Annotated in this window: 12 protein-coding genes and 1 other RNA gene; 10 read left to right on the forward strand and 3 right to left on the reverse strand. The window is 58.7% G+C overall.

The genetic code is table 11. The features are described 5' to 3' along the window. Positions 1 to 192: 192 nt before the first annotated feature. Positions 193 to 996 (reverse strand): inositol-1-monophosphatase, encoded by an 804-nt coding sequence (suhB, locus tag BN1117_RS11095; RefSeq protein ID WP_040097382.1) that lies wholly within the window; start codon positions 994 to 996, stop codon positions 193 to 195. 199 nt (positions 997 to 1195) lie between these two features. On the opposite strand from suhB, the gene BN1117_RS11100 reads away from it, so the two are divergent. The 3 genes from BN1117_RS11100 to emrD all read left to right on the forward strand — a co-directional run bounded on the left by BN1117_RS11100 (position 1196) and on the right by emrD (position 3942). Further along, on the forward strand, positions 1196 to 1651 hold the full coding sequence (locus BN1117_RS11100) for a hypothetical protein (RefSeq protein ID WP_040097383.1): 456 nt from the start codon (positions 1196 to 1198) through the stop codon (positions 1649 to 1651). 168 nt (positions 1652 to 1819) lie between these two features. Continuing rightward, positions 1820 to 2482 (forward strand): glutathione S-transferase family protein, encoded by a 663-nt coding sequence (locus tag BN1117_RS11105; protein WP_040097385.1) that lies wholly within the window; start codon positions 1820 to 1822, stop codon positions 2480 to 2482. Between the two features lie 263 nt (positions 2483 to 2745). Then, positions 2746 to 3942, forward strand: a complete 1197-nt coding sequence (gene emrD, locus BN1117_RS11110) for a multidrug efflux MFS transporter EmrD (RefSeq protein ID WP_040097387.1) — start codon at positions 2746 to 2748, stop codon at positions 3940 to 3942. Between the two features lie 176 nt (positions 3943 to 4118). Here the strand turns inward: emrD and ssrS are convergent. Further along, positions 4119 to 4300: non-coding RNA, 6S RNA (ssrS, locus tag BN1117_RS19070), on the reverse strand. Positions 4301 to 4316: 16 nt separating this feature from the next. Next, positions 4317 to 4649, reverse strand: a complete 333-nt coding sequence (zapA, locus tag BN1117_RS11115; protein WP_005333910.1) for a cell division protein ZapA — start codon at positions 4647 to 4649, stop codon at positions 4317 to 4319. Positions 4650 to 4822: 173 nt separating this feature from the next. On the opposite strand from zapA, the gene BN1117_RS11120 reads away from it, so the two are divergent. The 7 genes from BN1117_RS11120 (at position 4823) to BN1117_RS11150 (ending at position 14227) form a co-directional block, all read left to right on the forward strand. Next, a complete protein-coding gene (locus tag BN1117_RS11120) occupies positions 4823 to 5392 on the forward strand; it encodes a UPF0149 family protein (RefSeq protein ID WP_040097389.1) in 570 nt (189 codons plus the stop codon). A 175-nt stretch (positions 5393 to 5567) separates the two neighbouring features. After that, the gene (gene ubiH, locus BN1117_RS11125; RefSeq protein WP_040097391.1) at positions 5568 to 6791 is read left to right on the forward strand and encodes a 2-octaprenyl-6-methoxyphenyl hydroxylase; all 1224 of its coding nucleotides are present in this window, start codon (positions 5568 to 5570) and stop codon (positions 6789 to 6791) included. 136 nt (positions 6792 to 6927) lie between these two features. Next, positions 6928 to 8196 (forward strand): FAD-dependent 2-octaprenylphenol hydroxylase, encoded by a 1269-nt coding sequence (locus BN1117_RS11130; RefSeq protein ID WP_040097392.1) that lies wholly within the window; start codon positions 6928 to 6930, stop codon positions 8194 to 8196. 422 nt (positions 8197 to 8618) lie between these two features. After that, the gene (gene gcvT, locus BN1117_RS11135; RefSeq protein WP_040097394.1) at positions 8619 to 9716 is read left to right on the forward strand and encodes a glycine cleavage system aminomethyltransferase GcvT; all 1098 of its coding nucleotides are present in this window, start codon (positions 8619 to 8621) and stop codon (positions 9714 to 9716) included. A gap of 85 nt (positions 9717 to 9801) precedes the next feature. Next, positions 9802 to 10191 (forward strand): glycine cleavage system protein GcvH, encoded by a 390-nt coding sequence (gcvH, locus tag BN1117_RS11140; protein WP_040097396.1) that lies wholly within the window; start codon positions 9802 to 9804, stop codon positions 10189 to 10191. Positions 10192 to 10486: 295 nt separating this feature from the next. Beyond that, on the forward strand, positions 10487 to 13363 hold the full coding sequence (gene gcvP, locus BN1117_RS11145; protein ID WP_040097398.1) for an aminomethyl-transferring glycine dehydrogenase: 2877 nt from the start codon (positions 10487 to 10489) through the stop codon (positions 13361 to 13363). Between the two features lie 195 nt (positions 13364 to 13558). Then, positions 13559 to 14227, forward strand: a complete 669-nt coding sequence (locus tag BN1117_RS11150; protein WP_040097399.1) for a PIN domain-containing protein — start codon at positions 13559 to 13561, stop codon at positions 14225 to 14227. Positions 14228 to 14303 lie beyond the last annotated feature (76 nt).

The raw sequence follows: 14303 nt of genomic DNA on the forward strand, positions 1-14303 counted from the left end.
TTAGGGGCATTACCGGGGGGGGGCTGGTTGCTACAACTCGTTGGCAATCAAAGAGACTCGCTTAGGCGAGGGCAGTACCGGGCGTCAGCCTCTATTTATCAGGATTGGGTGTTGGTTTTGAGACTCGAAGCCAGAAACAAAAAAACCGGCTTGCGCCGGTTTTTTTATCTTGGTGACTGCGGGGAAGCTGGCTTATTTGGCCAGGGATTCCGGCAGCTCTTCACGAATTTTGCCCAGCATCTCTTTCAGGACGCGCGGGTTGGCAACCACGATGTTGCCGGAGTTTTCGTAGTTGTGACCACCTACGAAGTCGGTGACGATGGCACCAGCTTCTTTGGCCAGCAGTTCACCGGCAGCGGTGTCCCAGGGTTTCAGGCCGATCTCCCAGAAACCGTCAATGCGACCGGCAGCCACATAGGCCAGATCCAGCGCGGCAGAGCCACAGCGACGGATGTCCGCACATTCGATGAACATGCTCTGGAACATCTTCAGGTACGGCTCGATGTGGTGCTTCTGCTTGAACGGGAAGCCAGTCGCCAGCACGGTGCCCGCCAGATCTTTGGCTTTGCCGACACGGATACGGTAGCCGTTCAGCTGGGCGCCGCTACCACGGGTAGCAGTAAACAGTTCATCGCGGATGGGATCGTAAACAACGGCTTGTTCGGTTTTGCCTTTCACGCGCAGGGCGATGGAGACGGCAAAGTGCGGAATACCTTTGACAAGGTTGGTCGTGCCATCCAGTGGGTCAATGATCCATTGGTAGTCCGGATTGGTACCGGCAATCTCACCAGACTCTTCAGCAACAATGCTGTGCTCCGGGTAAGATTTTTTGATGGTGTGAATGATGGCCGCTTCGGCGTCACGGTCAACGTTGGTCACGAAGTCATTGCTGCCTTTTTGGATAGCCTCAATGTTCTCGGGCTGGGAGAAGGCTTTTACTACAACTTGACCGGCGTTGCGCGCAGCGCGCACGGCGATATTCAGCATCGGATGCATAGGTTCACCACTGGATGTTAAAGAACGGGGGATAAAAGGACGCGGTATGATACCAGTATTTTGTGCGATGGCAACTGTTATCCCCCTACGACCAATTGATTACCACTGCCAGATTTGACGGCTCCAATACAGACCAGATCTGCGCTAGTCTTATCCCGGCAGCCGGATACAGGCTGTCATGAGCATAGGGATGTGAACCATGAATTTGTCATTAGTGAGTCAGAACGTGTCAGCGGCCAGCGAGGGACTGTTGGCCATCTTGCGGTCATCACCCGAGTATGGTGATCACTTTACCCACATCACCGTGACCCCCCTTGCCCAGTGGCAACCGGCCAAGACGGAGGCGGCGATCTTGCTGATCGACGGCGATGCGCCCTGGCAGGATGCCGGATTTTCCCGGGGAGAGGATGAGACGATCGGTTTGCCGGTCTTGCCGCTGCTGATCCGCAAGGGAGACAAGGAGCTGACAGTCTGCGGGCCGGATGTGCGTGACCCCCGTTTCTACTTTGTCTCAAACGGCATCGTGCTGGATGAGTCAGAGTTGGCAGAGCCCGCCTGCAGCCGGGTGCTGCTGCGCAAGCTGGAGTCTTACTTCCCGCTGCTTTCCCGTCTGATCATGCTGCGTCAGCGCAAGCCGGTCGCCATGATCAACTAGCATTTACCACTGCCAGAGCGCACCAGCGGCGCACAGTGGCCTTGTTTGGCCTACGGTGCGCCGCTTTTTCATGGTCTGGAGCCGGTCACTTGTCGCAAAATGAGGCAGCTATGGTGCTGCGTCTTGCTAACACTGTGCCATATGGCTATGACCAACAAGGAGTGAATCATGATCGACTTTTACACCGCCGCGACCCCCAATGGTTTCAAAGTGGCAATAGCCCTTGAAGAGCTGGGTTTGCCCTATCGGGTCATTCCCCTCGATTTGTCGGCGCTGGATCAAAAGAAGCCCGAGTTTCTCGCCATCAACCCCAATGGCCGCATTCCGGCTATCGTCGATCGGGATAACGATGATTTCGCCGTGTTCGAGTCGGGGGCCATCCTTATCTATCTGGCGGAGAAGGCGGGCAAGTTGCTGCCCGCTGATCCCAAACGCCGCTCTCAGGCCATCCAGTGGTTGATGTTCCAGATGGGCGGGGTAGGCCCCATGATGGGGCAGGCCAACGTCTTCTATCGCTATTTCCCCGAGAAGATCCCCGCCGCCATCGAACGCTACCAGAAGGAGGGGCGCCGCCTGTTCGAGGTGCTGGACGGTCATCTGGCGCATCATGAGTATCTGGCCGATGAATACAGCATCGCCGACATTGCCACCTGGCCCTGGGTGCGGATCTATGACTGGAGCGGCATCTCCATCGAGGGATTGCCCCATCTGCAAGCCTGGATGGATCGCATGGCAGAGAAACCTGCCTGCCAGAAGGGGATCACCATACCGCCGCGCAAGGCGCAGCCCGATGAGCTGATCAAGCAGGCGCAGCAGATGGTAACACGTTGATGTTTAACTGCTGACGGGGCGCCATGTCCCGTAATATTAGAAAAACTAAGGCAAGCCGATTATAAAGATTCGTTCGTTTTCTGTGAGCTGAGTCACTATGATGCCCCCATACCACCAAGCGTCCTGTGCGGTGGTCTGGCGGGCTCCCCGCCTCCTGTTTCCAACACTGTTTTTGATTGCATCACAGCATCTGTGATCGGATTCCTCTGGGCTATTTTGTGCCAGAGGGGGCGGCAGCATTTTTTCGATTTTTTGGGACTGATATGGATCGGCACAGTTTTTATCCGTTGTTTTTATTGACCATTCTGATGGTCGCTGTGGGCCAGATGACCCAGACCCTTTATGTTCCCTCCATTCCCATGATGGCGGGGGACTTCAATGTGGCCTCGGGCCAGTTGCAGGCGGTGATGGCCTGTTACCTGATCCCCTATGGCCTCTCCCAGTTTGTCTACGGGCCGCTGTCGGATCGTATCGGCCGCCGCCCGGTACTGATCATCGGCATGATGGTGTTTTTGGCGGGCACTCTGACTATTCAGCTTATTCCGCACTTCACTGCCTTGCTGGTGGGCAGCTTTATTCAAGGGCTGGGGACCGGTGCCGGTGGCGCCATGAGCCGCACCGTGATGCGCGATCGCTACAGCGGCGCAGAGCTCAACCGCGCCAACAGTCTGGTGAGCATGGGGGTGATCTTCTCCCCGCTGCTGGCGCCGGTGCTGGGTGGCTGGCTGACCGAGCTGTTCAACTGGCGCGCCGGTTACTGGTTCCTGTTTGGTTTTGGTGCCGTCGCCACCCTGGCGATCATGGCCTGGTTTGGTGAAACACTGCCTGCCGCAGCCCGTCAGCCGCTGCGCGTCGGTGCAGCCTATCGCCACGTGCTGGGCAATCCCAAGTTTCAGGGCAACCTGCTCTGCCTGATGGCGACCTTTGCCGGACTTGCGGTGTTTGAAGCGGCGGCCGGGGTGCTGCTCGGCGATGTGCTGAAACTGAGCGCCCGTACCGTGAGCGTGCTGTTCGTGCTGCCGCTGCCCGGCTATCTGTTCGGGGCCTGGCTCTCTGCCAAGCTGAGCTTTCGCCTGAGCCAGGGCAAACTGATGCGTCTTGGCATCGCTTTTCTGGCGCTCGGCTCCCTCATCATTCTGGTGCCGGGGTTGTTCGGGGTGGTGAGTGCCGCTTCGCTGGTCGGTGGTGCTGCTGTCTACTTCATCGGGAGCGGTATTCTCTACCCGACCGCCACCTCTTGCGCCATCGAGCCCTTCCCGGGTCAGGCGGGCACAGCCGGTGCCATTCTCGGCGGGATGCAAAATCTGGGGGCTGGCGTGGTGACCCTGCTGGCCGCCGGTTTCCCGATGACAGGTCAGGTGACACTTGGGGCCATCATGACCCTGATGGTGCTGATCGTGGCGCTGAGCTTTGTCTGGCTGCGCCACCACGGCTCGCCGCACGAGCAGATGGCCATCTGATCAGCCGCTCTTTTTGCACCTGGCGCAAGCCCACCCTCAGCGGTGGGCTTTGTTTTATCCGAAGAGCGGGTAGATAGATCGCATTCCCTTGATGTGGAGATCGCGGTGGTGTCATCGCAGGATGTTGAACGGGTAAAAAGAAAAAGCCCGTCACGCTGGTGACGGGCTTTTGCTGTTGGTACCCCGAGATGCCGTTGCCGGTTTGGGCCCTTGAACCGTCGGTTCAAGGCGGGATTCGGATCTGACCGCAGGCTTCTCGGTCGTGCCGAGCATGCGCAATAGCCAGAAGGCAGAATCCCTGTTTGGTATGAATATCGGCTCGGGGACTTGAACCGGCTGACAAACATCCCAGGGAATTTTAAAACGGTTTGCGATTAGGGCTGCTGCCCCTCTTCGCTGGAATCACCATATTGTCCGTGCTCGATCAGGGCCGCTTCGATGGTGCGCTGCAGCATTTTGATCCGCTTGTCCATGGTCTCAGAGTATTGGTGGTTCTTCTCTTTTTCAAGGCAGAGCTCATGACAGAAATTGAGCGCCGCCATGATAGCCAATTGCTCATTGCTGGAGACTTTGGAACGTTGACGCAGGTCGATCAACTTGTCGGTCAGCTGCTCGGCGGCCTGGCGCAGGGCATCCTGCTGTCCCAAGGGACAGGATACCTTGTAGGGACGTCCCAAAATGACGATTTCTACGGCCTCTGTGCTCATGCCTTCCTCAATACGGCGGAGCTGATTTCCGCCTTTATCCACGTGGACAACTGGGCGGGACTATATAGCGCAGATGCATAAGTTTCAAGGCCTTGCTGGCTCTGGAAGAGGGAGAATGCTAGGATCCTGTCCATAAATTCTGCATATTTGCCTGAACTTTGAGCGGATCTTCGATGAGTAAAACAACCCCCCCTAAATATGCGACTGTGGCCGAGATCATGGCACAGCATGAACTGATGGCCAGCGCAGTAGAGGCCCATGGTGTGATCTGCGGTCTGGTATGTGGCGGTGTGGCACTGGATGAGAAGAGTTGGGTGCCCCATTTCAACGATCTGATCAACGATGGTTTCGGCCTGCCGGCCCCGGTGCGCCAGGTGATGACCGACCTTTATCACAATGTGGTCGAGAGCCTGATGGCGCAAAAAGGCGTCGAGCTGCTGCTGCCCAGCGATGATGCCCCCCTTGATGAGCGCATCGATTCGCTGGTGGACTGGTCGCAGGCATTTCTGGCCGGTTTCGGCGTGGTGCAGCAGGAGCTCTCCCGCGCGTCAGAAGAGCTGCAGGAGATGATCCAGGATATCGCCAGCATCACTCAGGTCTCCGCCGAGTTCGATCAGGAAGATGACGAGAACGAAGCCTCCTTCCTGGTGCTCTACGAACACGTCAAACTGGGGGTCATGATGGCCTTCGAAGAGTTTGGCAAGCGCCCCGATACCCCGAGCGCGCCGCCGACCCTTCATTGAGAGGCGGGTCACCGCGGCCATGACTGATCTGAAGAGCGCCTTATGGCGCTCTTTTTTATGGAGCTGTTGTGGCTAACCCTGTGAGGCGCAACCGGTTTTTTGCCGCTGACCTCGCATTCGGCCAGCGGCTTTGTGATAGCATGAGACAACCTTTTTCACTTCTTCCTCTCTGCTTATGTCTCAATCTGATGTGCGACAGGTCGATGTCACCCTGGTCGGCGGTGGAATGAGCGGTGCCGTGCTGGCCCTCTCGCTGGCGGCCCTGCGCCGAGCCGATGGCTCCCCCCTCGAGATCCTGCTGCTGGAAGCAAGCGTACCCGAACAGCAGACCCATTCAGGGTTTGACGCCCGCGCCATTGCGCTCGCGGCCGGTACCTGTGATGCGCTGTTGCGGCGCGGACTCTGGTCGCTGTTTGCCCCCCATTGCGCCCCCATTACCCATATTCATGTCTCGGATCGGGGCCACTTCGGCCAGGCTCGCCTGTCGGCAGCCGAATATGATCTGCCCGCGCTGGGTCAGGTGATCGAGCTTGCTGCTGCCGGTCATGAACTGCAGCGGGCGATGGCGGCCTCTCCCAATATCCGGGTCTGTTGTCCGGCACGGGTGAGCGAGATTGTGCCCGATGAGGAGAAGGTGACCCTCACCCTCGAGAGCGGCGAACAGATTGAGACCCGCCTGCTGGTGGCGGCGGACGGCGGCAACTCCTTTGTGCGTCAGCACTTCAAGTTGCCGGTGACCCGCCACGACTTTGAGCAGCACGCCATCATCGCCACCGTCAAAACGGCGCAAGACCCTGCAGGACGCGCCTTCGAGCGCTTTACCGAAGGGGGGCCGCTGGCCCTGCTGCCAATGCAGGATGGGCTCTCCTCGCTGGTATGGAGCGTCGGGCAGCATGAGGTGGATGAGCTGATTGCCCTCGATGAGGTGGCGTTTCTTGCCCGTCTGCAGCAGGCCTTTGGCTGGCGGCTCGGTCGCTTCGAGCGATGTGGCGTGCGTAATGTCTATCCGCTCATTCTGACCGCCTGCGACTACCCGCTTGCCCAGCGCACCGTGCTGGTCGGTAATGCCGCCCACGCCCTGCACCCGATTGCCGGGCAGGGCTTCAACCTCGGAATGCGGGATCTGGACCTGCTTACCGGCGCCGTAGCCAAGGCGTTGGCAGAGGGGGAGGATATCGGCAGCTTCAAGGTGCTGAACGGTTACTGGCAGCAGCGTCAGCGCGATCAGGCGCAGACCGTCTGGCTCACCTCTTCGCTGGCCCAGCTCTTCTCCAATGGTCACGATCCGCTGGTGGCGGGGCGCAATCTGGCGCTCACCCTGATGGGGCGATTCCCGTGCCTTAAGGCGCCGCTCGCCTCGCGCACCCTGGGCTTTGTCGCCGATGTGTGCGGCAACTAGCCGGCGATTGTTGGGGGGAACCGGTTGACCGGAAGAGGGTGACCGCCATTGGTTGAGCAAAACCTATTGAATAAAGAGGTGATGCCTGCGGGCGTCCCCTCGCTGGCCAGCCGGTCAGCCTAGAAAGGATGAGATGATGCAGATGCAAAATGTGGATGTGGTGATTGTCGGTGGCGGCATGGTGGGGCTGGGGCTCGCGGCGGCCTTGAAACATAGCGCCCTCAAGGTGCTGGTGGTGGAGGGGCAACTGCCCGATCCGCAGCTGGGGGAGGTGGCCGATAACCGGGTCAGCGCCCTGAGTCTGGCCAGCCAGCAGATCCTGCGCCATGTTGGTGCCTGGGACGGCATTGAAGCGCGCCGCCTGCAGGCCTATGACAAGATGGCGGTGTGGGAGCAGGACAGTTTCGGCCATATCGACTTCGATGCCGCCAGCCTGCGTCAGGCCAACCTCGGCCACATCGTCGAGAATCGGGTGATCCAGCTGGCGCTGCTTGAGGCGATTGAAGGCGCCAGCAATATCCAGTTGCTGACCCCCGCCAGAGCCAAGAGCCTGCAGAGCGGCCCGGCGGGCGCCCTGCTGCTCCTTGAAGATGGTCAGGCCATCTCTGCCAAACTGGTGGTGGCTGCCGATGGCGCTCACTCCTGGGTACGCCGTCAGGCCGATATCCCGCTCACCAGCTGGGATTATGGCCACCACGCCCTGGTGGCGACGGTGCGCTGCGCCGAACCCCATGAAGCTGTTGCTCGCCAGATCTTCACCCCGGATGGCCCGCTCGCCTTTTTGCCCCTGTGGCAAGAGAACCTCTGCTCTATCGTCTGGTCGCTGCCTGCGGCCCGCGCCGAGGCGCTCTGCGCCTGCGATGACGAGCAGTTCAATCGCCAGCTTACCGCCGCCTTCGATGCACGGCTCGGTCTGTGCAAGGTGGAGGGGCCGCGCAGTGCCATTCCGCTCACCGCCCGCTATGCCCGCGACTTTGCCCGCGAGCGGCTGGTGCTGGTGGGAGATGCCGCCCACACCATCCACCCGCTGGCGGGGCAGGGGGTCAACCTTGGCCTGCTGGATGCTGCCGCGCTGGCGGAGCAGATTTTGCAGAATCATGCTGCGGACGAGGATATCGGCCTGCTCGCCAACCTGCGCAGCTACGAGCGCTGGCGCAAGAGCGAAGCGGCTCGTATGCTGGCGGCGATGGAGGGGCTCAAGCGACTGTTCAGTGGCGCCAACCCGCTCAAGAAGCTGGTGCGAGGCGTGGGATTGCGCGCGGCCAATCTGCTGACGCCCTTCAAGGAGGGGGTGATCCGCGCCGCCATGGGGCTGGAGGGAGAGTTGCCTGCATTGGCCCGTCCTGACTGGGTCGTTGCGGCGACCAAGGGCAGTGTCATGCAGGCCAAGGGTGAAAAAAACTAATATTACCCGCTGGTTTTGGCAACAAAAGTAATCCGACAAGGCTGATGATCCGTTTTGGGTGTCAGCCTTTAATTTTGCTCTGGAGCGAAACGTTTTTCTGTAAATTGTGACGAAACGGTAAAAATCAAAATTTAATCTCGCTTGAGTCGGCTTATGGCTGTTTTTATCACGGTATTTATCTTAGTGTCTTGAGTCAGTTTTACGGGAGGGGATTAGTTTTTTTTGAGCGGCGCGCTCGCCTGCTTGTCATATAATCCGCTCCATTCAAGGAATTCCTCTTGCCTGGCAAGGGCAAGGGCAAGAGCGAGCGCCCACTTTTAGACCCGGTCGCTTTTTGCAGCACGCAGTGCAGTCAGAGCGGTGGCGTGGGTCGCAAGGGGGGTTGCCAAAGCGAAAAGGCTTTTTGCTAAGGAAAGAATGCGATGATCCAGACTACAGTACTGCATCCCAAACACCTGGAAGCCGGCGCCAAGATGGTGGACTTCCACGGTTGGGAGATGCCCATCAACTACGGCTCCCAGCTGGAAGAGCACCACGCGGTGCGCAGCGATGCCGGTATGTTTGATGTCTCCCACATGACCATCGTCGATTTGACCGGCGAACGGGTCAAAGCCTTTTTGCAACACCTGCTGGCCAACGACGTGGCCAAACTCACTGCCCCCGGCAAGGCCCTCTACAGCGGCATGCTCAATCCGGAAGGGGGCGTCATCGATGACCTCATCACCTATTATCTTGGCGATACGTTTTACCGGCTGGTGGTCAACTCCGCTACCCGCGAGAAGGATCTGGCCTGGATCCGCCATCACGCCATCGATTTCGACATCACAGTGACCGAGCGTCCCGAGCTTGCGATGATTGCGGTGCAGGGCCCCAACGCCAAGCTCAAGGTCGCGTCCGTGCTGAGTGCCGCCCAGCGTACCGCTGTGGTGGGGATGAAACCCTTCTTCGGCGTGCAGGCGGGTGACCTTTTTATCGCCACTACCGGCTACACCGGCGAGGATGGCTACGAGATTGTGGTGCCGCAAGAGAAAGCCTGCGAGCTGTGGCAAGCGCTGCTGGATAACGGCGTCGCCCCGTGCGGCCTCGGTGCCCGCGATACTCTGCGCCTTGAAGCGGGGATGAACCTCTACGGTCAGGATATGGATGAGTCAATCTCTCCGCTCGCCGCCAATATGGCCTGGACCATCGCCTGGGAGCCGAGCGACCGCCACTTTATCGGCCGCGACGTGCTGGAAGCACAGAAAGCGGCGGGCAATCAGCCCAAGCTGGTGGGTCTGGTGATGGAAGAGAAAGGGGTGCTGCGTGCCGGTATGCCCGTTACCTTCATCGCGGCAAACGGTGAGAAGCGGGAAGGTGTGATCACCTCCGGCTCTTTCTCCCCCACCCTGGGCTACAGTATTGCCCTGGCGCGGGTGCCCCGTGATATCGGTGAACTGGCCGAGGTGGAGATCCGCAAGAAGCTGGTCACCGTGAAGGTCACCAAACCCGCTTTCGTCCGTAACGGCCAGAAGCTGGTTTAATACCGTTTTGGGGGAGGGCAGTGCCTCCCCCCATCCCTTTTCATATTCGTTTTTAAACGCGACTCAAAGATCAAAGGAAGCACAAATGAGCCATATCCCGAGCGAACTGAAATATGCCACCTCCCACGAGTGGATCCTTGTTGAAGCCAACGGCGAGGCCGTGGTCGGTATCACCGAACACGCCCAGGAGCTGCTGGGTGACATGGTGTTTGTCGAGCTGCCGGAAGTGGGCAAGCAGGTCAGTGCCGGTGACGACTGCGCCGTGGCCGAGTCGGTCAAGGCGGCCTCCGACATCTACAGCCCGGTGAGCGGCGAGATCATTGCCGTCAACGAAGAGCTGGAAGGGAGCCCCGAGCTGGTCAACTCCGACCCCTACAGCGCTGGCTGGCTGTTCCGCATCAAGCTCGATGACGAGAGCGAGCTGGCCAACCTGCTGGATGCCGAAGGCTACCAGAACGTGGTGGACGAAGAGTAATGCCCCCGGGCCCTGCCAACACAGCAGGGCCCCTTTGTATGACCGCCAGCCGGGCAAGCACCGGCCGGTGGAAGGGTGAAGTCGCCCGCGCCAGCCGTTTGCCAGCCTAGGAGCCTGGGGGGCAAGCGGGCCGGTCCGCAACAAGGCGATCCCCTCTTGATGCTGCTGCAGCATCCGGTACCGCCCCTGTCGGCGTGACCCAGAACATGAGTGGAGTCGGTATCCGCCGACTATCAGGAACATCAGGTCTTGGTTATCAGGACGTAGTACCAGGACTTTTTTCAGGAATAGGGAAATGACCCAGTCACTGTTTGAACTCGAGCAAAAACACGATTTTATTCGCCGCCATATCGGCTCGGGCGAGGAGGAGCAGCGCCAGCTGCTGGCGACCGTCGGGGCCGAAAGCCTGGACGATCTGATTGAACAGACCGTGCCTGCCGCCATTCGCCGGCCGGGCCCGCTCGGCATTGGCGCAGGCATGACCGAAGTGGAGGCACTGGCCAAGCTAAGGGGCTATGCCGCCCAGAACAAGATTGCCAAGAGCTATATCGGCATGGGGTATCACGATACCCATGTGCCCCACGTCATTTTGCGCAACGTGCTGGAAAACCCGGGTTGGTATACCGCCTACACCCCCTACCAGCCCGAGCTGGCACAGGGCCGTCTCGAAGCCCTGCTCAACTTCCAGCAGCTGACGCTGGATCTCACCGGCATGGATCTGGCAAGCGCCTCCCTGCTGGATGAAGCGACTGCCGCCGCCGAGGCGATGGCGCTGGCCAAGCGGATGGCCAAGTCCAAATCCAACCTCTTCTTCGTGGCCGATGATGTGCACCCGCAGGTGATCGACGTGGTCAAGGAGCGCGCGGTTCACTTCGGTTTCGACGTGGCGATTGGCGCCGCGAGCGACGCGGTGAGCGAAGAGGTGTTCGGTGCCCTGTTCCAGTACCCCACCACCACGGGGGAAGTGAAAGATCTGCGGGCCCTCATCGCCGCGGTACAGGCCCAGAAAGGGCTGGCCTGCGTCAGCGCCGATTTGCTCTCCCTGCTGCTACTCAAATCCCCGGGCGAGCTGGGGGCCGATGTGGTGTTGGGTTCGGCCCAGCGCTTTGGCGTGCCCATGGGTTACGGTGGCCCCCACGCTGCCTTCTTCGCCACCCGCGATGCCTATAAGCGCTCCATGCCGGGCCGCATTATCGGTGTCTCCAAGGATGCCCGTGGCAAGGCCGCGCTGCGTATGGCGATGCAGACCCGCGAGCAGCATATCCGCCGCGAGAAGGCCAACTCCAACATCTGTACCGCACAGGTGCTGCTGGCCAACATGGCAAGCTTCTACGCCGTATACCACGGCCCGGTGGGACTGAAAACCATCGCCTCCCGCGTGCACCGTCTCACTACCATTCTGGCGCTTGGCCTCAAGGCCAAGGGCGTTGCCCTCAAGCATGCCAGTTGGTTCGATACCCTGACCGTGCTGACCACGGGCAAATCAGAGCTGATCGCCAAGGCCGAGGGGCTGGGCATCAACCTGCGTGCGGATCTCGACGGTGCGGTAGGGGTGTCACTCTCTGAAACTACCACCCGCGCTGATGTGGCCGAGCTGTTCGATCTCTTCCTCGGTCAAGGCCATGGCTTGGATATCGAGGCCCTCGACAAGGCGGCGCAGGCACATCACGCCATCCCGCAGGATCTGCTGCGCACCGATGCCGTGCTGACCCACGAGGTGTTCAACAAGTACCACTCCGAAACCGAGATGCTGCGTTATATCCACCGTCTCGAAGCCAAGGATCTGGCGCTCAACTACGCCATGATTTCCCTGGGTTCTTGCACCATGAAGCTCAACGCCACCGCCGAGATGATCCCGGTGACCTGGCCCGAGTTTGGCAAGCTGCACCCGTTCGCTCCACTGGCGCAGGCCAAGGGCTACCAGCTGCTGCTGGCCGACCTCGAAAACTGGCTGGTGAAGGTGACCGGTTACGATGCGGTTTGCATGCAGCCCAACTCCGGTGCCCAGGGCGAGTACGCAGGTCTGCTCGCCATCAAGAAGTACCATGAATCCCGTGGCGAGGGGCATCGCGATATCTGCCTCATTCCGGCTTCTGCCCACGGTACCAACCCGGCCTCTGCCCAGATGGCAGGGCTTAAGGTGATCGTCACCGCCTGTGACAAGTCCGGCAACGTGGATCTCGACGACCTGCGCGCCAAGGCGGCCGAGGCGGGGGAGAAGCTTAGCTGCCTGATGGTAACCTACCCCTCCACCCACGGGGTGTATGAGGAGACCATCAAGGAGGTGTGCGACATCGTTCACCAGCATGGTGGTCAGGTCTATCTGGACGGCGCCAATATGAACGCGCAAGTCGGGTTGACGGCGCCGGGCTTTATCGGAGCGGATGTCTCTCACCTCAACCTGCACAAGACCTTCGCCATTCCTCATGGCGGTGGCGGCCCGGGCATGGGCCCCATCGGCGTGAAGAAACATCTGGCCCCGTTCGTGGCCGGTCATGCCGTGGTCAAGACCGACAAGGAGAGCCGTGACAATGGCGCCGTGTCGGCGGCACCGTTCGGCTCGGCCAGCATCCTGCCCATCAGCTGGATGTATATCGCCATGCTGGGAGACGAGGGGCTGAAGAGATCCACTCAGGTAGCCATCCTCAACGCCAACTATCTGGCCAAGAAGCTGGGTGAATCCTTCCCGGTGCTCTATTCCGGGCGCAACGGTCGGGTGGCCCACGAGTGCATCCTGGATATCCGTCCACTGAAAGAAGCCTGTGGCATCAGCGAGATGGATGTGGCCAAGCGGCTGATGGACTACGGCTTCCACGCGCCGACCATGAGCTTCCCGGTCGCGGGTACCCTGATGGTCGAACCGACCGAATCGGAATCCAAGCGCGAGCTGGACCGCTTTGTCGAAGCGATGACCTCCATTCGCGCCGAGATTGCCAAGGTGCAGGAGGGGCAGTGGAGCCTCGCTGACAACCCGCTGGTCCATGCGCCACACACCCAGGACGACGTGATGGATGCAGAGTGGAATCGTGGCTACAGCCGCGCCGAGGCGGTGTTCCCGTCAGACGCCGTGCGCGCCAGCAAGCTGTGGCCGTCGGTCAACCGTATCGACGATGTCTACGGCGATCGCAACCTGTTTTGCTCCTGCATTCCGACCGAGGATTACGCCAAGTAAGTGGCTTGATGTTTCGTCAATGAGCAAAGGCCTTGTCTTGGACAAGGCCTTTTTTGATCTCCCGCGGCATAATGGGTATCGATCAGTGCTCATTTGTGCTGAAAGAAGGTATGCTGTGGGCTGGTTTGTTGCTGATGGAATAGAAACAGACTGTCAGTTCTATGGAATAAAGCATCGATAGCCATGGATGAAGTTATGAATATTCAAACTGAGTTTTTACCGAACATTAAATATGGCAAAGTATTACTAATTGATTTGGAGAACTGTCCAAGTCAGATAAACGTCCTGAATGAAACATTAAATGAGTATGCGCAGGTTGTTATTTGCTATGCGCAGACCTGCGCCAAAATCCCTTTGGATTGGTTGATGCCCCTCAATGAAATTATAAATTCAGGGCGACTTAAAATATTTAAAATGGCTAATGCGGGGAAAAACTCGGCTGATTTTGGCATCAGTTTCTATGCTGGTGTGCTGATGCAGCAACTCCCTGCAGATGCTCACTTTGTCATTATGTCAAATGACACAGGTCTCGAGCATGTAGTAAGCCTGTTACGCAACCAAAGTCGAGTGGCAGAGCGTATCGGCACTAAAAAAGATGAGAGTAGGCTAACTGCCACGAGTGGTGTTGACACCTTGGCGTTAAAGAAAATTTGCTCGCATCTACTTACCTATAAAAATAACAGGCCGGCCAATAAAGGAAGTTTGTTAAATAGTATTAATGGCAAATTTAAAGAGATGCCATCTATTGGAGGCAGCATTCTTCTGGTATTGGAGAAAACAGGCGTTGTATCGTTACAAGGTGATAAAATAATTTATAATGAAAAAAAGATGTTGGAGCTGTCACTATTAAATAGTCAAACTTGAACGTCTATTTTTTCTGAGTTGCACTGGCTGTAACAAAAAACGCCGATTATTCGATCGGCGTTTTGCCTATTGGGGG

Source organism: Aeromonas australiensis (genome assembly GCF_000819725.1).
GTDB classification, from domain to species: domain Bacteria; phylum Pseudomonadota; class Gammaproteobacteria; order Enterobacterales; family Aeromonadaceae; genus Aeromonas; species Aeromonas australiensis.